Here is a 19,283-nt window from a genome sequence, read left to right as displayed (position 1 = left end):
ATATAATTTAGAATAATCAAAATAAACAAACTGTTTTTGCCCACCCTACAAGCTAAAAACTGGTATTTTATTTTTTGGCTACTCCCTAACCATTTTTGAATTCAAAAGGCAAAATTAATAATTCAAACAGGTATAGCTTTCTAATTTTGAATTGCTGAGACCGGATACAGGCTCCTGAATTCATTTATGGGGTAGTTTTGAATTTTGAAGGTGCGACCCTAGGCCGGGTTCCCCGGCCTAGGAGGCGCGCACCTTATTGATAATTTTGAATGGTCGCGAAGGGATTGAGTTCTGGATAACGAAGGCTCATGTCGAACTAAACTTAGTTTAAAAACGCTCTATAGACTCAAATTCCGTTGTTTTTCCGGCATTTGCTGCCTCTCCACAAGTCCGGGGTGTCGGAAATACCTTGCCTGGATTGGCTAAACCCTTGGGATTGAATACCTGATTAACCCATTTCATTGTTTCCAAGTCCGTATACGTGAACATATCTGGCATAAAACAGTTCTTATCCGCACCAATCCCATGTTCCCCAGATATACTCCCCCCTGCTTTCACACAGAGTTTGAGGATTTCGCCACCAACATTTTCTACCTCTTCTAATGCCCCAGGCACCTTTTCATCGTACAAGATTAGGGGGTGTAGATTTCCATCACCGGCGTGGAATACGTTGGCTATTGTGTACCCAGATTTCTCGCTTAATGCCTCAATCTCCCTCAAAACCCCGGCTAACTCAGTGCGAGGAATCACCCCATCTTGGACGAAATAATTGGGGCTAATCTTCCCTGCGGCAGCAAAAGCAGCCTTGCGACCTTTCCATAATTTCAGGCGGGTTTCTTCGTCGCTAGCCGTGGTGATATTTCTTGCCCCATTCTGTTGACACAGTTGGGAAACCCGCCGTTTATTAGTGTCCACTTCTACCTTTAAGCCATCCAGTTCTACCAGCAATATTGCTCCAGCATCCCTCGGATAACAACCTGTTGCCACTACGTCCTCTACCGCATTGATGCTGAGATTATCCATCATTTCCATGCCCGCAGGAATGATCCCAGCACCAATAATGTCAGTCACTGCAGTACCAGCCGCTTCAATGCTAGTAAAGTCCGCTAGGAGGACACAAATTGATTCTGGTCTCTTGAGGATGCGCAGGGTAATTTCTGTAGCGATCCCCAAGGTGCCTTCGGAACCAACAAATAAGCCGGTTAGGTCGTAACCAGGCATTTCTTGAACTGATCCCCCTACATCCACGATTGAACCGTCCGGAAGAACCAATTTTAATCCCATGACGTGATTAGTGGTCACTCCATATTTTAGGCAATGGACACCACCAGAGTTCTCAGCCACATTGCCACCAATGGAACAAATAATTTGACTGGAGGGATCAGGGGCATAATAGAAACCCGCACCACTTACCGCTTGGGTCACCCAGTTGTTGATTAAGCCCGGTTGTACTACGATTCGCTGATTTTCCAGGTCAATGTCCAGGATACCCTTCATTAGGGCAGTGACAATCAACACACCATCTTCTATAGGTAGAGCACCACCGGATAATCCTGTGCCAGCCCCCCGTGCCACCCAAGGGATAGAATAGCGATCGCATATCTTAAGCACCTCTGAGACTTGTTCGGTAGTGCGTGGTAGCACTACTACCGCTGGTCGTTGGCGATAGCTGGCCAGACCATCACATTCATAGGTCAACAATTCTTCACGACGTTGAACCACACCATTTTTGCCTACTATCGCCACAAATTTCTTAATGATTGGGGTCCAGTCAGTCTTATGATTCGTCATGTTTCAATAGCGATAGAATAATGTCAACTACCTGACGTTGAAGACTTTCTAGTTGAAGGTGGTCGGGAATCCCTGAAGCTAATCCCTGAGCCAATTTTGCTCAAACTGGTCAAAAGCGATGCAGCGCGGTCTTGGGGAGGCAGAGGTGCGACCCGTGGCGAATTTAATTCGCCTACGGAAAACGCACCATTACGGTCTTGGGGGTCTCCCCCATGAGCGACTGCCGTGGTTTCCCCCATGAGCGACTGCATCAAGAAAAGGTATTAATTATTAAGTATAACGTTTAATGTCTCCTATTTACCTTACTATTTACCTGACCTGAAATGGAGTAAATAGTTTCGAGCTCAATTGCTCATACCTGCTTCAGAGTGCTTAGCCATATACCTTCTGCTCCCTTCAATCTACGGGAAGCTAAGGGGTAAATTAGAACCCCTTCGGCGTATAGTCTACATACTTTAGTTAGAGTTTACCATTCCCAAATAATTTTGTAGTTGTGGATTCCTGCTTTTCTTTCTTAACCCTTCATAAATCTGTCCCTACTGGTCAAGATACCTTGGCTGGTGGTATATCTCAAGTCACTATACGTGATGCTCAATTTGAGGATATCAGCACTCTAGCAGATATTCTTGCAGATAGCTTTCACCCTCAAAAAGGGCTGATCAGCTGGGTTCACCCTCTATTAAGACTGGGTATTTACGAAGATTTGCGCCACAGACTGCGATCTAGTTTACCCCATTACCTGTGTTTAGTCGCCGTCACTACCGTTTCCGGTTCTGCTGGTACCAGTGAGCTGCTAGCTGGTACTGTAGAGCTAACACTCCGTTCTCGCTATTGCTGGCCAAAGCCCAACTGCCAACATCTTTACCTCTCCAATCTGGCTGTCAGAAAGTCTTGTCGGCGGCAAGGAGTCGGAGAAAATTTGCTCTTGGCTTGTGAGCAAACTGCCCTAGAATGGGGCTTTCAAGACCTCTACTTGCATGTTTTGGAAAACAATTATCAGGCCAGGCAACTTTATCTCAAGAGGGGATATGAACTGCATCGGGTAGAACCAAGCTATACCGGTGGATTGCTTAGGCTTCCCAAACGCCTGCTCTTACACAAGCAGATTAATCCTGCTGGTCTTAGTTCACCGGGTCAGAGTCTGTCTTAGTAGGCTGAATTTCGTCATAATGGAGTTATCAAGCTGACGAATAACACATACATTTGGTGATTTATCACATTGACAAAACAAACAAAATATGTAATACAACATTTTGGCTGCTGACTATCTGTAGTAGAGTATCGTTTTTGTAAGAGAACAAAAAGGGGGTTATTGATAAAGCTTTCAAGAAAATTGGTGTTTGAAGACTTCCCCAGGGTCAAAATTTAGTTGATTTGTGCTACGGTCTACTTGTAAATCCCATGAGATCTACCCTAGTAAACCACAAAAGTTGCTTTATACCAATAAATTGTAGCTATTGATACCAATAATCTAGAATTTAGTATCTAGCCATACAAAGTTTTGGTGTCTTGAAGCCATTTTGAGGTGTTTTTTGATAACTAGTAACTTTGGTTAAACCCAAGTTTATAGTTAGAAATGGTAGTTGAACAAAACTTGACTCTCCCTTTTGTGTATTTTCAAAAATTTACAGCTATTTTAAGGAAAGCGGATCGGGGCTTTTAGCTTGGGTGCTTACCTGCTCTAAGATATTACGCCATATAGTTTCAGATGGAGAGTGAATACCAACACTATTACCAGATAGCTCTTTACCCAAAGGAGGTGGTTGCTCACAACCAGGGTCTCGCCAATCCTCAACCCCTAAGTGGCATGAACCAGGAAAGCCTGAACCCCTGCAAGAATAAGATGAGAGACTCACAGCCATCAGAAATTCTCTCGCAATTTCGGGATAAACAATTGTTAATTGTTAATAGTAGGCGTCGCAATGGCCTAATCATATATAAGCACTACCATGCAGAATTCGCAGGACCAGGTTCGGCTGTAGGAGGAATATTTGATCTTGATTGTCAGGGAGTAGTCCCAGTGGGCAATCTATCATTGGTTTCTCCAGAATCAGCTGAGGAGCGACGGCGTGCTTATTTGATTCGGCGGCAATGGATTCGACTGACTAAACAAATTACAGAATATCCAAGTCCTATACAACGAACCCAACAGATTCTTGAACAGTTTGAGGGATTTGGTTTTGATGCCAACACTATTGCCCAACTGCCAGATGAAGCCTTTGCTCTGCTGGTAGGGGTTTTGCCCTATACAATCAGGAAGGTACGTAATGCCCCTCACCATGAGCATTAAGTCTGGAATCCTTTGGCTGATGCTGATCGTCTCAATTGATTAGAAAATTTCTAAATTTAGATTTAGATCTGCGGAATCCCCCCAGCTACCGTTCTCCCGAAGCATTATTTAACTTCAATGATTAGAGAAACTAGCGCTATAGTAGGTAATGGGTAAGTAGGTAATGGCTAATCGGTCATGGCTAATCGGTAAGAGATAATTGTGCCAAACCCCTACCTATCACCATTTACTATCACCATTTACTGTTCACCATGGATTCTCCTGGCTGCCATCAGATCAGGCTCTGTAGTTGGCGAATAGAGCAATTTCAGCTATAACAGCCCATAGGGTATTTGGCGGGCTTGTCGAAATAATGGACAGAGCTGATTACTATCTAATATCATGTCAGGATAATTACCCTTAATAAAAATCTTCCCCATCTCCCCATCTCCCCATCTCCCCATCTCCCCATCTCCCCATCTCCCCATCTCCCCGCGCCCGGTCCCCACACTTTTATTATGGGTATTCAACCGGACTTGATATAAACTATCTAAGGAATTGTCGGTGTTTAGCCAGTTGGTTACTATGAATGATTTTGACATACTTAAAAAAACTATCGATCGCCTAAGAAGCGAACGAGATGATCTCAAGAAAGAACTAGATACCTACCGAAGTTATCTGGATAAGCGCTCTACAGATATCAGAGCTTTAATTTATACAGAATTACAACTATTTTCACCCAAAATAGCTGAGGAACTCAGGAAGGAATTCAGAACACAATTTCACCTAGTGATTGGCTTGTTGGTTTTCACTACCCTATTGACCACAGTCAGTGGTTTTGTAGTTATGTCTAGTCTTGTTGATAGTTCGGTAAAAGGACATATAAAAAATCAAGAAGAACAACTTGATAAACTCAAAAAACGTATAAATAATTCTCTATTTGATAACCGAGTTGATCTGCAAGTTCTTCAGCAACAAACTCAAACTATCAAAGCCCAAACTAAAGACTATCAAAAACAAGCTCACTATATAAATAGTAAGGTGCAAAGCTTAGATATCAACGCTTCTACTATAGAGAAAAAACTTAATGCTCTTCTAGAATCAGACCCAGTAGCCTTGGGAGATATAGTTGAACGGATAAATAACTTAACTCAAGATAGTAATCAGCTGATTACTATCTCTCGAAGTATCGAAGAAGTGGCTAATTCACAGATTAAACTGGAGAGTGGAGAGATTTCTGTTAGGGAAGGGAATTTATCAAAGGGTGATGGCAGACGAAGAATATCAGGTGAGCAAAAGTTTAATACCAACTTTTCTTCCGAGCCTGTGGTTTATATTGCTTTAAACGACATCGATAGTGATAATGATGAAAATCTCCGATTAAAAGTTGATGTCACTGATGTCAACCGAGAGGGGTTTCAGTATGTATTGGAAACCTGGGGAGACACGCGGGTTTACAGTGCTAATGCAAGTTGGTTTGCCTATGGCAAATAAATCAGATCTAGTCCGGTTTAATACTTATCATTGAATGGTGTTCGTCAAGGAAAATGGATTCAGCGCTGCATCGCTATTCCCTATTCCCTATTGCCTGGGCGCAGCGCTATAGTTTTTCCACCCACGAATTCGGTCAGGGGAAATAGTTTTGGTTATCCCCTTTCCCTTTGTCTAGCCCTAAAGTGAAATCAATAGACTACTGGTTTTCTTCTGTCTTCCCCTTACTGTTACCGGGAGAAGAATTGTATATAGCGTCTAACTGTTGGCGAGCGTCTTCAACAGTCATTGACCGCATCACTAACAGCGGTTCATTGATAGGGTTGCCACTATCATCAAGCAGTTCCGGGTGCGGTACTGACTTAGCAGGAGATGGATTGGCATTCACTTGATTCCGACCCCATTGGGCGGGTGATTTTCCTGATGCTGAGAAAGAACGCTGGGAATCAAAACTCAAACTTAATAGGTTACGAATTAAATTCCCAATCGCTAAAAATGCTATAACAGTAAAGGCAATTAGATAAATTAGGTGTAACATCGTATTGTCCTCCCGACCAAATAGTTGGTCTTTAACTCCTTGTCTTGCTCAGGGATAAAAAACGGCTTTTTATAGGTGGTTAGTTAACCTTAACAAATGGTAGTCCACTATTTCCTCAATCATTTCCTGAATCTAGGTGCGTCAAGATTAGTCATTCCCTGAGGCCGCTGACTCGGATGCACCGGATGCCAATGATCGCCACCGGATTGCCACTCCCCAACATTCTCTCACTAATTGGTGCCATGGCATCATGGTAGAAAGTTCAACTCCTACTTGACCATCGGTAGCGTTAAAAAGCATTTTAGCTGTATTTACCTCCTGCTGGGCTTGCTTTACCCGCTTTAGTAGGTCAGATTGTTCCTCCGTGCTCAAAAATGTGATATCTTCAGTTTCTAACAACGAAAGCGATCGCTCAAACCAGTACTCAAAATCTACTAGTAGCGGTTCCAATATGGTTTTGAGTAACTCCGGTGTTGATGGCTGGGGTTGATCCATGATATTAAAAGGGTTTATTTTTTCATAGTCTACTTTAATTATATTTACATTTTTTTACAATATGTGACATAACCCTTAACACTTTTAGAACACTACTACTCCGTCAAAAATTTAGGGGTAAGCATATGCGCTACGCGCACGCTACTTGAGGTGCGGTCAGCGGTCAGCCGTCAGCAGACGTAACTCAGCATTATTCGAATGGTTACCTGTGGTTACCTGTTTTATTCAAAAGCACAATCTGTAGCGTGGCACAGGCTTCGACGCATCGGACGCATTAGCTGATAGCTGATCCCTGATAGCACCTCAAGTAGCGTGGCCATTCCCGTAGCGTGGCCTTTTGGCCAAGGGCAAGGCTGAAAGCTGAAAGCTGATACTTGAGGTGCTGATAGCTGAATGCTTACATTGAGGGGTAAGCTCAAGTGCGGTTGAATAGGCATCATAAAGACGATTGATGGTCAGATGGTCAGATGGGGCAGATTTTGATTAAGGGGAATTATCCGGAGATGATCTAAAATGGACTTTGGCCAATTAGGCACCCTTGTACTATGCATCTGTGCTATCCATTAAATACCAGAACCATTAAGCCAACCCGTAACCCCTAACCCCTTGCCCTCAAAACTAAATTGAGAGATTACTACACCAGAAACATGTACTTTGCGAAAAACTAACCTTTGTATCATAGAGGGATAGCACAAAATTGGTGTTACGGTCATCAGCTTTAATCAATTCCATAGAACAGTCACCGATGGTTAACTCAGAAGCCTCCGAACAGCCTGAAAAAATTCATTTGCCCCGTACTAGCGAATCCGAGAGCCTAAAAAGGCTCCGTCATACGACGTCCCATGTGATGGCAATGGCCGTGCAGAAGCTATTTCCGAAGGCTCAGGTGACTATCGGTCCTTGGATTGAAAATGGTTTTTATTATGATTTTGATCAGCCAGAACCCTTTACTGAGCAAGACCTGAAGAAAATCCAAAAGGAAATGGTCAAAATCATTAAGCGCAAGCTTCCGGTAATTCGGGAAGAGGTGCCTCGGGAAGAAGCTCAACAGCGGATCAAGGACCTGGGTGAACCCTATAAACTGGAAATTTTGGCAGATTTAGAAGACCCGATCTCGATTTACCACCTGGGGGATCAGTGGTGGGATTTGTGTGCTGGTCCCCATGTGGAAAATACCAGTGAGATCAACCCGAAGGCAATTGAATTGGAAAGTGTGGCTGGGGCTTACTGGCGAGGGGATGCCAGTAATGCTCAACTCCAGCGCATTTATGGTACAGCTTGGGAAAATCCAGAGCAACTACAGGAATATAAGCGCCGTAAGCAAGAAGCCCTGAAACGGGATCACCGTAAGCTGGGTAAGGAACTGGGACTGTTTATCTTTTCTGACCCGGTTGGACCAGGATTACCGCTGTGGACCCCGAAAGGAACGGTTTTGCGTACGCTTTTGGAAGATTTCCTCAAGCAAGAACAGGTTAAACGAGGTTATCTACCAGTGGTGACACCCCATATTGGTCGAGTGGACTTGTTTAAGGTATCCGGTCACTGGCAGAACTATAAAGAGGATATGTTCCCGATGATGGCTGAAGATGAGGAAGCAGCAGCCGCAGAACAAGGGTTTGTCCTAAAGCCGATGAATTGCCCCTTCCATATCCAAATTTATAAGAGTGAATTGCGCTCCTACCGGGAGTTGCCCATGCGCTTGGCAGAGTTTGGTACCGTGTATCGCTATGAGCAATCTGGGGAACTGGGGGGGTTGACCAGGGTGCGTGGTTTCACGGTGGATGATTCTCACCTATTTGTGATGCCAGATCAGTTAGATGGGGAATTCCTGAGTGTGGTGGATTTAATCCTATCTGTGTTCAAAAGTCTGCAACTGAAGAACTTTAAGGCACGTTTGAGTTTCCGTGACCCAGCCTCGGATAAGTATATTGGTTCGGATCAGGCTTGGGAAAAAGCCCAAGCAGCAATTCGCCGTGCTGTGGATACCTTGGGGATGGAATCCTTTGAAGCACCAGGGGAAGCGGCATTTTATGGTCCGAAATTGGACTTTATCTTCCAAGATATCCTGGACAGGGAATGGCAGTTAGGAACGGTACAGGTGGATTACAACTTGCCAGAACGGTTTGATTTGGAGTATGTGGCAGAAGATGGCACTCGCCAACGCCCGATTATGATTCACCGTGCCCCGTTTGGTTCCCTGGAGCGGCTAACTGGAATATTGATTGAAGAGTATGGGGGTGACTTCCCGTTCTGGTTAGCACCAGTACAAGCAAGATTGTTACCAGTAGGGGACGCACAGTTGCCTTTTGCTCAGGAAGTGGCAGCAAAAATGCGATCGCATGGGATTCGAGCAGAAGTCGATACCAGTGGGGAAAGGCTCGGTAAAGCAATTCGTAATGCCGAAAAGGCTAAAATCCCCGTGATGAGTGTGGTCGGTGCCAAGGAAGTCGAAGCAAATAGTTTGAATATTCGTACCCGTGCCGCTGGGGAGTTGGGCATGATGCCCATAGACCAGGTTGTAGAGAAGATGGAGCAGGCAAATCGGAATCGAGAGAATTTTTAGATTCTCAAGGGAGTAGGGAAAGAGAGGGGAGTGTGGGGGGTGTGGGAGGTGTGGGGAGATGGGGAGATGGGGAGATGGGGAGATGGGGAGTTAGATCAGCAACTGGCTTGGTTTCCACGGGGCTGACAAGGTGCGGACCCAGGTAACCAAATTCCCAATTCCCAATTCCCGATTCCCGATTCCCTACTCCCTACTCCCTACTCCCTACTCCCTACTCCCTACTCCCTACTCCCTACTCCCTACTCCCCATTCAACAGTTCTGGTAAAATCCCATCACACAATTTGCGATCGCTTTCACTCAAAGTCGGATTATGCTTCAAATAGTCCCTGATCCAATAGCACCCCTTCACCAATAAATCCTTTAAATCAGAGCTAGTGGTATGACTCCCCCTGGTAACTATCCCCTGCCCAGGTTTTACACCTACGACTGTACTGCCATTAATCGGTCCGCCAATGGTTTTGATTTCTGTACCATCGATATTCCAGATTTTAGCAGTACCATCTTCACTGACCGATACCAAAGTTTCACCGTCAGCCAGGAAACAGGCATTGCACACAGGAGCAAGATGTCCTTTTAGGGTTTTGAATTCCTTACCATCACGAGTCCAAAGCTTTACTGTTCTATCAGCACTAACTGAAGCAATAATTTGACTATCAGGACTAAAAACCACACCTCTAACTCCTGCTTGATGTCCTTGTAAAGTAGTGAGCAGTTTACCATCCAGACTCCAGATTTTCACTGTTTTATCAGTACTAGCTGAAGCCATAATTTCACCATCCCCACTGAATCTCAAACAGACAATTTTTAGACTATGGGCTGGAATTGTATCGATTAAGCTACCATCAAGACGCCAACGTTTAATGGTTTTATCTTCTCCAGCGGAAGCCAGCATCTGACCATCCTGACTGAATCTAATGGTAAGGATTTTAGCAAGATGACCGTTGAGAGTATTTATGAGTACTCCGTTATCCTGTCCATACTTATCATCAATTCCCCACAGCTTGATGATTCTGTCATTACCCGCAGAGGCCAGGATTTTACCATCAGGACTAAAACTTAGACTCCTGATACTCAGACCATGGGCTGGAAAGGTTTGCAGTAACGCTCCATTAAGATGCCAAATTTTAATGATACCATCCACACTAGCAGTGGCTAATAGTTTTGCTTTAGGACTAAAACTGACACTCCTGACACTAGCTTCATGTCCTGAGAAAGTTCTCAGTAATGTGCCGTCTAGACTCCATAGTTTTACGGTTTTATCTTCACTAGCTGAAGCATACTGCTGACCGGTAGAATTAAAACAAAAGCCGATAAGTTTACCAGTATGCCTTTGCTGAGTATTCAGTCCAATGCCCTTGAGACTCCAAAGTCTGATAGTTTTATCTACACTAGCAGAAGCCAGTAGCCGTCCATCGGGGCTGAAACTTACCCCACACACGGAGCCTTTGTGTCCTCGTAAGGTCTTGAGCTTAATGCCATCAAGGTTATAAAGTCGAATTCGATTATCTTTACTGGCTAGTGCTAACATTTGACCATCGGGACTAAATCTAACCCGATACACTGGCAAGCCATAATTATCGATGGAGTTGAGTTCTTTGCCATCTATATTCCAGAGTTTAACGGTACCGTCCGAACTCCCGGAAGCCAGCATCCGACCATCTGGACTAAAGCAGACACTCCAGACACCCCTTGCATGACGATTGAAAATTTTGGGCCAACTACTGTCTAAATTCCAGAGTTTGATAGTGCCATCTTCACTAGCGATCGCAAGGGATTTACCATCAGGACTAAAACTAATCCCAAAGTTAGCAGGACCAAACCTAGTCAGGGTTTTAATCCGAGTACCATTAGGATGCCAGAGCTGGATTGTGCCATCTTTACTAGCAGCAGCAATGGTGTTACCATCGGGACTAAAACTAATGTTGAAAACTTGGTTTTTATGACCTCTGAGAGTTTTCAGTAACCTACCATCCCGTTGCCAGAGTTTGATGGTGCTATCAGCACTAGCAGAGGCAAAAATATCACCATTGGGACTAAAGCTAATACTAAACACTTGCTCCTTGTGACCCTGACAGCTTACCAAGGCTTTGCCATCAATTCCCCAAATCCTGATGGTGCCATCTTCACTAGCAGAGGTAATTAGTTTACCATCGGGACTTAAACAAACACCAAATACTCCCGCATCATGTCCTTCCAAACGATTCCACTCTTGCAAGTTATTGATAATCTCCTGAAGCTGATTGACTTGTTGCTGTTTAATCTCAGGAGTAACCTCTGTGGTGAGTAATCGTTTACCAGCTTTTACACTAGCGACCAATGCTCCTAACTGGTCGTGGGAAGACAGTAGAGCTTGAGACAGAGAACTCAGGGCTTTAATTTCTGCAATTTCTGCTCGTCTTCGTTCCTTTTGTTCTTGATGGAGTGCTTGCTTTAATTCTTCTTTTGTAAGTTTTAACTCGGCTAGTATTTGAGGCTCTTGTCCTTGGCGAATAAATGATACTAAATAATCATGAACTAACTGATAACGGTCAGCGGGGTATTCTGGCACTTCAAATACTAACCCAGAACCCACTAACACCTCCAGGACTAAATCCAGTTGCTCCTCTTCTAAGTCCAAATCTTCTGCTAATTCCGCCTGAGTCTTTAGGGGTCGCATCCCGTGTTCATCGGTAAGCAAATACAAAACCAGTTTAGTAATTCGTTCGTTCTCTTCACCACAGTCTTTAATCGCTGTTTCTAGGTATCGTTCAACCAGTTTTTCCTTAGGACCTTTGGCTATATAATCTGCTAAGGTGGTAATTTTTTCCGCTTGGAGCTGAGCTCCTACCACTTGCAACTCAATGGGGAGCACCTCATTGGTATCTCCTGCTAAATCCTTAACTAAGGCATCGGCTAGGGTTGGCTCTAGAGAATATGCCGTGTGTTCAGTTAAGCTTTGAATAACTGATTTAGCTTCCTCTGGGGAAAAGTTACCGAGATAGTAAAGAATCGTTTTATCTAAAATATTGTTGTTAATGACATCTAAGTTAATTAGACGGTTACACTCTAACAAATAATGAAGGTCATCTTCTCGAAGGGATAAAATAATTTTAACATAGGGAATATTCAAACAGCTCTTCAGGAAGTCATATAAAACCATTCGTTGTTTTATGTCTTTTGCAGCAAAGAAAAATTCTTCAAATTGGTCAAAGACTAAAACCACTAGGATATTGTCTTCTGTTATTTCCCAGAATGTCTTGAGAATTGCGACTGTTGTTTCTAGAGTATTACCATGATACTTAATCAGGTGTTTTTTTGCCAGAGACTTGGCTAATGCTTTCCCAAATTCCGGAATCCAATCGGTATAAACTTGCTGGAAAACCGTTAACACCTCACGGGAGCCAATGGTTTTTTGTTTCAAGGTGGGAATTAACCCAGCTTGGACAAGGGAACTTTTACCTACTCCTGATTGACCATAAATTACCGTTAGTTTATGGTCACTACGGCCCATACGTTGCATTAAGCGATTGACATCCCCTTGTCTACCAGAGGCCGCAATGGCTGGGGTGACAGAATTGTGGGGTTCTAGATCCGGTAATGCTGGGTTAGTTACCTGTTGTTTAGGCTGCAATCGACCAGCACCAATAAAGGCTCGAAAATTGTACTGCTGCTCAATGGAGCGTCGTTCTTGTTTAACCCGAAAAGCCGTCAAATAGTTACCTTGTTGGCAGTAGCACTGGCGCAATTCTTCTAAAATCCGAATGTAAAGCTCTGGATCGTACTGGGGTTTGGTTCTGGCTTTAGCCGTTTCCAGAGTTGTCAGACTGTCTTGGATTTTAGCTTGCTGCTGTTGCTGTTGCGATCGCGCGGCCCCACGATGCGATCGCGCTAGAGACAATAAATACCAACCTTGGTGAAATGAGCGCTCCCAATCACAATCGGTATCGAGTGAGCATGAGGTTGGTGTACAGAATTCAGACAATGCCTCTTCTAAGATTAACAGGGCCTGTTGGGCTAACTGTTGCGCGTTAGTCCAATCAGATTTCCATAAGGCGACTTCTGCTAAAAAGCCATGGGCTCGCGCTAGTCTAAAGGAATTACCATAGCTTTGATGGAGAGTCAAGGCTGTGTTAGCAACCGCTTCCAACTCATCCCACTGTCCCAGTCGTTGCAGTACCTCTGCCCAAGGATTAATAAACTTGGCAACTAAGTCTGGTCGCTCAGCCTGTTCAAAGACTTTAATACATTGCTGATAATACTCTGCGGCATGATTACAAGCGACTTGATGTTCAGCCCGATGTCTCTCAGCATAGGTACGCCACCATAATCCTAAATAGTACAGTAAGCATCCAACCCGCTCTGATGAGGAGGTGAATGTTTGGGGTTTTTCCTGGGTTTCCCTGGCCTCTGGCTCAATCTGCTGCCAAAGGGCTAAACTACGCTGATAATGTTCCAGAGACTCTTGTGATGACCCATCAGCGGCACGACCCAAGACAAATTCTAAGCTAGCTTCTAAGGGTGGGTCTAATCTGACGTTACGATGGTTTAGCTCATTCTGGGCTGACTTTAACTCGGTGCGGCGAGTGGAACCAATGCCCAAATTCAAGTCATCATTGTCTAGAAATCTGCCAGCACCAGAGTTTAATACTTTGCCATAGACGTGATTGACCGTTTGCTCGATAAAATCAATTAACTCATCCGTTGCCATCTCAAAGCCAATGGGAGTAGCAGCCCAACTGGTGAAATCTGGTGCTACTCGCCTCAGCTTGTGCTGGACCTGATCGGTTACCCATAACACCAGGGGGAAGGGGAAGGTTTTGCGAAATTCATCCCGTGCATTATTGGTAGAAACCAATAGCCGATCAATATCCCTAACTAATTCCAAATTGTGAACAATAAGGGCATCGGGTAGTATTGATGTCAGTTCCGCTTGAACATTGCTATAGAGGTTTGTAGCCGATGAGGCCAAAGCCCTGGAGTGAAACTTAATCTGGTAGTGTTCTGTCAGTTGTTGTGTTAATCGCTGCCGCAATGATTGATAATTACAACGGGCTAAAATCAGAGAAAATTGTCCCTTAGAAAATGCGATCGCCCGTGCTAGCATTCTTAATGATTCATTGTTATTGCCATTGAAATCTTTGGGTTGGACGGTCATATTTATTCCAACTGTTGTGCTTCTGCCGAAATCGGATTTACCCCCTGACTATCCCCTCTGCTGACTTGGTAATGAAACGTAAACCGATTGCGTAGAGCCATGGAGCGCGTTGATGGGGGGGTTTCTACCATGATTGACTACTGGAAACCATTAGGGTTTCCACCCTTGGTCAACGGTTGTGGTTTACTCGATAGCACGTTCCCGTAGCTTGGCCGAAAGGCCAGTGTATTAAGACAAGGGTTTGATAGGGATCTTCACCCTTTACTCGCCTTTGCTGCAACACCTGAAACATTGACACTCCCATTCATCATCGGTAACGGCTGGCACCAGAATTTTCCGTTGCTTTCTGATTACCTCTTCCAAACAACTACCTCTAGGAAGTTGATCTATTATACCACGTTTTTTTGGTGGTTTGGTTGAAGGTTGGTTGGTTGAAGGTTGGTTGGTTGAAGGTTGGTTGGTTGAACGCGATCGCGTGGCCAATAGGCCAAGGTTGGTTGGTTGAAGATTGGTTGGTTGGTTGAACGCGATCGCGTGGCCAATAGGCCAAGGTTGGTTGGTTGAAGATTGGTTGGTTGGTTGAACGCGATCGCGTGGCCAATAGGCCAAGGTTGGTTGGTTGAAGGTTGGTTGGTTGAACGCGATCGCGTGGCCAATAGGCCAAGGTTGAAAGCGATCACGTAGCCGAAAGGCCAAGGTTGTTGGGATCTGATATGGTAGGCAAGGTTAGAAGAATATCAGTTTTCACCGCAATAGTTTAGGAGTAAAACGATGGCACTAGTTAACTCGACAATGTTGTCCTTAGGTACCAAAGCACCAGAGTTTCAGTTACCGGATGCAGTGTCTGGCGAGACGATTTCCTTAGAGACCTTTGCGGGTAAGCAGGGGTTACTGGTCATGTTTATCTGCCGCCATTGTCCTTTTGTTAAACATGTACAGGGAGAATTGGCCAAGCTAGGGAAAGACTATGCCGATGCTAATCTCGGTATGGTGGCGATTAGCGCTAATGATGCGGATAATTACCCAGATGATGCTCCCGATAAACTTAAGGAAATGGCTCAGGAGCTGGGATTCACCTTTCCCTTCTGTCATGATCAGACTCAGGAAACGGCTCAGACCTATACAGCTGCTTGTACCCCAGATTTTTTTCTATTCGATGCTAACCAGGAGCTGGTTTACAGAGGTCAATTGGATGATAGTCGTCCTAGTAATGGTATACCAGTTACGGGTAAGGATTTACGAGCAGCTATTGATGCGGTGCTAGGGTCGCAACCGGTGAATTCTGAGCAAAAGCCTAGTATTGGTTGCAATATTAAGTGGAAGCCGGGGAATGAACCAGCTTATTGTGACCACTCCTAGATCAAATCAAAGATTATGATGTAGGCTTCCCAAACTCACGAATGAGACTTGCTGCTCCTCGATATCCTGTATCGATTTCCCACAGCCATTGAGCGGCAGTCCAACCGCCATTAATGCACGATTCAGAATGTTGATGCCACTGTTCCAATCGCGGTCAATTTTAACTTCACAACTGGAACAATAATGAACGCGCTCACTCAAACTTTTTTCAACCCTAGAACCACAATTGAAACACTCAATACTTGTCCCCCGTGGGTTAACTTTCTGGACTAACAAACCGCGTTTGACCGCCACTGCTTGTAAGATTTCCAGAAATGACCCCCACGCTGCATCATGTATTGATTTGGCTAGCTTAGTTCGAGCAAGTCCCTTGATATTCAAATCCTCATGGGCAATCAGGTCATATTTACTACACAGCCAGTGAGCAACCTGATAGTGAAACTCCTTTCGGCAACGGGCTAAATGAAGGTTCAATAAAGCCACTTTATTCTTAGCTTTTTCCCAGTTCTTAGAACCCTTAACACGACGCGACATTACTTGTTGAGCTTGAGCCAGTCTGTTTTGAGCATTCCTATAGAACTGTGGAATAGGGACAGCTTCGCCGTCAGATGTGGTTAAAAATTTTTCTAAACCAACGTCGATACCGACAGCAGATTTAACCGAATCCACAGGTAACAGCTCAGGTACGGTATCATCTTTCATTGAGATACAACAATACCAACCATCAGCCTTTTTGATGATGGTACATTGCTTAAGAGCAAACCCATCAGGTAATTGTCGGTGCATTACCACAGGCATTGACCCAATTCGACTTAGTTTTAAAACACCATTAATCAGGTGTGCCCCTGCTCTAGAATTGTTGACCCTGGGAAACACAAATGATCTGAGATATCCAGGTTTTTTAAAACGAGGTCTACCGCCCCGAAAACCAGTGGCATCTGGTTTTCGCCATCTATCCCATGCTTTGTTAAGCCGTTGTAGGTTAACCTGCTGAGTTTCTGCGTAGATTTGTTTGTACTCAGGAAATAGCCGCTTAGTTTCCTTAAGAGCTGCCTGTTGGGTGTAATAGTTGACCGCTTCTGGAATTTCACCAATCGCCTCACTAATCAAGCTACATCTATCAATCGGTGAACGAGTCCGATTGAGCCAATCAAGGCGTTGTCCTAAAGCATAATTCCAGTGACGGCGCAACAGTTCAAGCCACCTTTCCATGATAGCTATCTGTTCGGGGCTTGGCTTGATTCTGTAGCAGTAAGTTATTAGCATAGTTTGATTGTAGCACTTATCGTAAAATCGTGAAAGGCAATAAGATAAACTTCGACTTATTCACTTTCTCCTCCTTGCAGTTGCTAAAGAAGAAGGATGTAGCCTAGAATCTGTTGAAGATACTGATTCTGAAAACGTACTTCTGAATCAGTTGGCATCAACTGAAGCTGTGATCTGGTCTCCTCAGGCAGATCACGAGGCAGTTCAAGCCTTGTCAGATCTTCTGGTAGCAGCACAGGAAGCAGCCAATGGTTGATGGTCAACGTTTTTAATTTACCAAAGACTGGATTATTCTTCGGGATTGGGAGCAATGGGCTGTGAGATCATGTTCGGATAATTAGTGATAAGAAACCTTCTCCGATTAAACCTTACTCCTTTCCTTCTGCCTTCTGACTTCTAGCTTATGCCTTCCTTCTGCTTTCCTTGTGCCAAATTGTAAGTATTCAACCGGACATGATATCGAATGTTTCTGCTGTTTTAATAATAGTTATACTTAACTTTGCTAGTAGGTAGCTGTCACCAGAGCAAAATTATCTCAAATAACTTCCATTAATATAAACTCCCTTCATCTCAAACATTTATTTGGTTTAGTGCCCATACATTTTGAAAAGCTTCCCTAGCTAGTTGTTCAGTTCTAGACTCTATATCTTTAACTTCCCAACTACTTTTGTCTCCATTCTTTTCAACAAATTCCTGAACAATTCGATAATCAGATTTTTTATAGGTAGCCATTTTTTGAGATAGTGGTCTTATACCAGCATCTCCATTTAAGCTCTCACCTATTGGAATAATATTCCCTATCATTCCAATTTTAGTTTTATCACCAGAAGATTGAGGAAGAATATGTTCAAGAGTAAGATCTTCAGGATAAAACTCATTGTTTTTTCTAGCATGTAGCTCCATCTTAATGAAGATATACTGAATTAACTTCTTATGTGTTGTAAATGAATTTGTAAATTTTAGCTTCCTGAACTTATCTAAAAATGTAGCTTCGCTAGGAAGCTTATTTGTAAGATCTTCAATTAAATCATCTATGACTTTTATTGCCTCTCTTTTATTGCTAGACTCCTGTAAATGGCGAGCTGCATTCAAATATAGCCTTTCAACGCTGGATGGCCTCATTGAACATATTGCATTAAATACAAAATGGAAATATTCAATTTTTGTCAGAGTATAAATCAGGAAAGATTGTGTATTTTTTTTACTTTGTTTTGCTAAAAATAAGGAAATTAAAAACGGTCTATTAATTATTATTTTGAAAGTATTTAAAGCCAATAAGCTATAAAAAATAGGTTTTTGATCAGCCTGATTCCAGTCACTAGTTTGAGGTGAAGCTATTTTTATATATAATTCACTCGTAGAATGAAGATCTTCTAAAAAGTCTTGTGGAACTATATCTCTAGATTGCAATTTTTTTCTAAAATCCTTATAAAAATTTCTTTTCCTTGTTTGCTTATGCCTTGCCATCCACCAATGAAGAACATAGTCTTCTAAACTAGTGTTTGTCTCTCTCTGAGTTAACCTGTTGGATATTTCATCCCATTTTTCTTTTGCAAAATCAATAGGATACTGCTCATCACACTCTGCCAATACTTTGTTTTTTATTAAGTCAACTGGACTAAGATTTATTCCTCTCGCATTTAAAATTTCATTCAAAGATTATATATGCCTGATCTTGATCAATTACATTGACTCGAATAACCTTTAAACTATCAATAACTTGATCCAAAAGTGCAAATAAGCTTTGGGTATATTCTTCATTGTCTATTTTATTCTTTTTAAATATACATTTAGAGATATTGTCAATTGATAAAAGCCTTTCAATGGTATCATAGGCATCTTTAATCCTATTATCTTCATCTGTAGTAGCGGGACACTCATGAGGTTGTAAATCTTGGACTAGTAGAGAAAAATAATTGCTCTGGCTACACTTATCAAGCTTTTTAAATTCTCTTCCTCTTCGATCAGTACCTTTTATATAATTGTTAAATGCTGAAGTGGCCGATGCTTCTTCTCCAACTTTTTTTAGTTTCCTGGAAATCAATGAAATTAGCATCGTAATGATGGTAATTCTTTGCTGACCATCTACAATTTCGATATCGAAGCTCTCATCACTTCCTGCAAGCACCAAGGTACCTAAAAAATATTCGCTACAAGTTATTTCACCATTTCTTTCCTCCAGATTAGCTACAATGTCATCCCATAGCTCTTCGATCTGTTCCTTTGTCCAGGAGAATTCTCGCTGATAACGAGGTATAACATATCTTTTAGTTTGAGATAAAAGGGTATCAATTGTTATTGGTTCAGCCTGAAAATTCATTATTGTATCACCACTAAATTCATTGATTATTTGATATTATCTATTTTTACAAACGG

Annotated in this window: 18 protein-coding genes; 6 read left to right on the top strand and 12 right to left on the bottom strand. The window is 43.1% G+C overall.

What is annotated here, in order from left to right:
* Nucleotides 1–327: 327 nt before the first annotated feature.
* Entirely contained in the window at nt 328–1,791 is a 1,464-nt protein-coding gene (gene glcD / locus F6J90_RS24770) for a glycolate oxidase subunit GlcD (RefSeq protein ID WP_293099510.1), read from the bottom strand.
* A gap of 23 nt (nt 1,792–1,814) precedes the next feature.
* On the bottom strand, nt 1,815–2,030 hold the full coding sequence (locus F6J90_RS24765; RefSeq protein WP_293099507.1) for a hypothetical protein: 216 nt from the start codon (nt 2,028–2,030) through the stop codon (nt 1,815–1,817).
* A gap of 254 nt (nt 2,031–2,284) precedes the next feature.
* Between F6J90_RS24765 and F6J90_RS24760 the strand changes: the two genes are divergently transcribed.
* Nucleotides 2,285–2,941, top strand: a complete 657-nt coding sequence (locus tag F6J90_RS24760) for a GNAT family N-acetyltransferase (protein WP_193431494.1) — start codon at nt 2,285–2,287, stop codon at nt 2,939–2,941.
* A 558-nt stretch (nt 2,942–3,499) separates the two neighbouring features.
* Complete coding sequence (locus F6J90_RS24755; RefSeq protein ID WP_293099502.1) at nt 3,500–4,081, top strand: hypothetical protein; 582 nt, start codon at nt 3,500–3,502, stop codon at nt 4,079–4,081.
* A gap of 311 nt (nt 4,082–4,392) precedes the next feature.
* On the opposite strand, the gene F6J90_RS24750 is transcribed toward F6J90_RS24755, so the two are convergent.
* On the bottom strand, nt 4,393–4,662 hold the full coding sequence (locus tag F6J90_RS24750; RefSeq protein ID WP_293099499.1) for a hypothetical protein: 270 nt from the start codon (nt 4,660–4,662) through the stop codon (nt 4,393–4,395).
* Here F6J90_RS24750 and F6J90_RS24745 point away from each other — a divergent pair.
* Nucleotides 4,646–5,554: an H-type lectin domain-containing protein gene (locus F6J90_RS24745; RefSeq protein ID WP_293099496.1), complete on the top strand. Its 909-nt coding sequence runs from the start codon at nt 4,646–4,648 to the stop codon at nt 5,552–5,554. The two genes, F6J90_RS24750 and F6J90_RS24745, sit on opposite strands and share 17 nt — an antisense overlap.
* 196 nt (nt 5,555–5,750) lie before the next feature.
* Here the strand turns inward: F6J90_RS24745 and F6J90_RS24740 are convergent, their stop codons facing one another.
* The 3 genes from F6J90_RS24740 to F6J90_RS24730 form a co-directional block, all read right to left on the bottom strand.
* The gene (locus F6J90_RS24740; RefSeq protein ID WP_293044052.1) at nt 5,751–6,089 is read right to left on the bottom strand and encodes a DUF2973 domain-containing protein; all 339 of its coding nucleotides are present in this window, start codon (nt 6,087–6,089) and stop codon (nt 5,751–5,753) included.
* Nucleotides 6,090–6,236: 147 nt separating this feature from the next.
* Nucleotides 6,237–6,584, bottom strand: coding sequence for a DUF2605 domain-containing protein (locus tag F6J90_RS24735; RefSeq protein WP_293099493.1), 348 nt, complete (start codon nt 6,582–6,584; stop codon nt 6,237–6,239).
* Nucleotides 6,585–6,805: 221 nt separating this feature from the next.
* Complete coding sequence (locus F6J90_RS24730) at nt 6,806–7,024, bottom strand: hypothetical protein (protein ID WP_293099490.1); 219 nt, start codon at nt 7,022–7,024, stop codon at nt 6,806–6,808.
* A gap of 305 nt (nt 7,025–7,329) precedes the next feature.
* On the opposite strand from F6J90_RS24730, the gene thrS reads away from it, so the two are divergent.
* The gene (thrS, locus tag F6J90_RS24725; RefSeq protein WP_293099487.1) at nt 7,330–9,147 is read left to right on the top strand and encodes a threonine--tRNA ligase; all 1,818 of its coding nucleotides are present in this window, start codon (nt 7,330–7,332) and stop codon (nt 9,145–9,147) included.
* Between the two features lie 130 nt (nt 9,148–9,277).
* The gene (locus F6J90_RS24720) at nt 9,278–9,478 is read left to right on the top strand and encodes a hypothetical protein (RefSeq protein ID WP_293099484.1); all 201 of its coding nucleotides are present in this window, start codon (nt 9,278–9,280) and stop codon (nt 9,476–9,478) included.
* Here the strand turns inward: F6J90_RS24720 and F6J90_RS24715 are convergent.
* The 3 genes from F6J90_RS24715 to F6J90_RS24705 all read right to left on the bottom strand — a co-directional run bounded on the left by F6J90_RS24715 (nt 9,387) and on the right by F6J90_RS24705 (nt 14,978).
* Entirely contained in the window at nt 9,387–14,282 is a 4,896-nt protein-coding gene (locus F6J90_RS24715; RefSeq protein WP_293099482.1) for a hypothetical protein, read from the bottom strand. The genes F6J90_RS24720 and F6J90_RS24715 overlap by 92 nt on opposite strands.
* A gap of 2 nt (nt 14,283–14,284) precedes the next feature.
* Complete coding sequence (locus tag F6J90_RS24710; protein ID WP_293099480.1) at nt 14,285–14,413, bottom strand: hypothetical protein; 129 nt, start codon at nt 14,411–14,413, stop codon at nt 14,285–14,287.
* Between the two features lie 130 nt (nt 14,414–14,543).
* Nucleotides 14,544–14,978 carry a hypothetical protein gene (locus tag F6J90_RS24705; RefSeq protein ID WP_293099478.1) on the bottom strand — a complete coding sequence of 145 codons (435 nt, stop codon included), beginning with the start codon at nt 14,976–14,978 and terminating at the stop codon, nt 14,544–14,546.
* 75 nt (nt 14,979–15,053) lie between these two features.
* Between F6J90_RS24705 and F6J90_RS24700 the strand changes: the two genes are divergently transcribed.
* Nucleotides 15,054–15,641: a thioredoxin family protein gene (locus F6J90_RS24700; protein ID WP_293099475.1), complete on the top strand. Its 588-nt coding sequence runs from the start codon at nt 15,054–15,056 to the stop codon at nt 15,639–15,641.
* A 6-nt stretch (nt 15,642–15,647) separates the two neighbouring features.
* Here F6J90_RS24700 and F6J90_RS24695 read toward each other — a convergent pair whose 3' ends face one another.
* The 3 genes from F6J90_RS24695 to F6J90_RS24685 form a co-directional block, all read right to left on the bottom strand.
* A complete protein-coding gene (locus tag F6J90_RS24695) occupies nt 15,648–16,907 on the bottom strand; it encodes a transposase (RefSeq protein ID WP_293099472.1) in 1,260 nt (419 codons plus the stop codon).
* 570 nt (nt 16,908–17,477) lie between these two features.
* On the bottom strand, nt 17,478–18,563 hold the full coding sequence (locus F6J90_RS24690) for an HNH endonuclease family protein (protein ID WP_293099470.1): 1,086 nt from the start codon (nt 18,561–18,563) through the stop codon (nt 17,478–17,480).
* Nucleotides 18,556–19,227: a DUF262 domain-containing protein gene (locus F6J90_RS24685; protein ID WP_293099467.1), complete on the bottom strand. Its 672-nt coding sequence runs from the start codon at nt 19,225–19,227 to the stop codon at nt 18,556–18,558. Before F6J90_RS24685 ends, F6J90_RS24690 begins: the two co-directional genes overlap by 8 nt.
* Nucleotides 19,228–19,283 lie beyond the last annotated feature (56 nt).

It is taken from the genome of Moorena sp. SIOASIH, from assembly GCF_010671925.1.
Taxonomy (GTDB): Bacteria; Cyanobacteriota; Cyanobacteriia; order Cyanobacteriales; family Coleofasciculaceae; genus Moorena.
The sequence above is the reverse complement of the archived record's forward strand: the minus strand, read 5'-3'. Positions and strand labels throughout refer to the sequence as shown.

What these genes read in the sequence shown, in the direction of transcription:
- F6J90_RS24750 (WP_293099499.1), bottom strand. Translation starts at nt 4,662, where the DNA reads ATGTCAAAATCATTCATAGTAACCAACTGGCTAAACACCGACAATTCC.
- F6J90_RS24695 (WP_293099472.1), bottom strand. Translation starts at nt 16,907, where the DNA reads ATGCTAATAACTTACTGCTACAGAATCAAGCCAAGCCCCGAACAGATA.
- F6J90_RS24685 (WP_293099467.1), bottom strand. Translation starts at nt 19,227, where the DNA reads ATGAATTTTCAGGCTGAACCAATAACAATTGATACCCTTTTATCTCAA.
- F6J90_RS24700 (WP_293099475.1), top strand. Translation starts at nt 15,054, where the DNA reads ATGGCACTAGTTAACTCGACAATGTTGTCCTTAGGTACCAAAGCACCA.
- F6J90_RS24710 (WP_293099480.1), bottom strand. Translation starts at nt 14,413, where the DNA reads ATGGTAGAAACCCCCCCATCAACGCGCTCCATGGCTCTACGCAATCGG.
- F6J90_RS24740 (WP_293044052.1), bottom strand. Translation starts at nt 6,089, where the DNA reads ATGTTACACCTAATTTATCTAATTGCCTTTACTGTTATAGCATTTTTA.
- thrS (WP_293099487.1), top strand. Translation starts at nt 7,330, where the DNA reads ATGGTTAACTCAGAAGCCTCCGAACAGCCTGAAAAAATTCATTTGCCC.
- F6J90_RS24735 (WP_293099493.1), bottom strand. Translation starts at nt 6,584, where the DNA reads ATGGATCAACCCCAGCCATCAACACCGGAGTTACTCAAAACCATATTG.
- F6J90_RS24765 (WP_293099507.1), bottom strand. Translation starts at nt 2,030, where the DNA reads ATGGGGGAAACCACGGCAGTCGCTCATGGGGGAGACCCCCAAGACCGT.
- F6J90_RS24745 (WP_293099496.1), top strand. Translation starts at nt 4,646, where the DNA reads ATGAATGATTTTGACATACTTAAAAAAACTATCGATCGCCTAAGAAGC.
- F6J90_RS24715 (WP_293099482.1), bottom strand. Translation starts at nt 14,282, where the DNA reads ATGACCGTCCAACCCAAAGATTTCAATGGCAATAACAATGAATCATTA.
- F6J90_RS24730 (WP_293099490.1), bottom strand. Translation starts at nt 7,024, where the DNA reads ATGATGCCTATTCAACCGCACTTGAGCTTACCCCTCAATGTAAGCATT.
- F6J90_RS24755 (WP_293099502.1), top strand. Translation starts at nt 3,500, where the DNA reads ATGGAGAGTGAATACCAACACTATTACCAGATAGCTCTTTACCCAAAG.
- glcD (WP_293099510.1), bottom strand. Translation starts at nt 1,791, where the DNA reads ATGACGAATCATAAGACTGACTGGACCCCAATCATTAAGAAATTTGTG.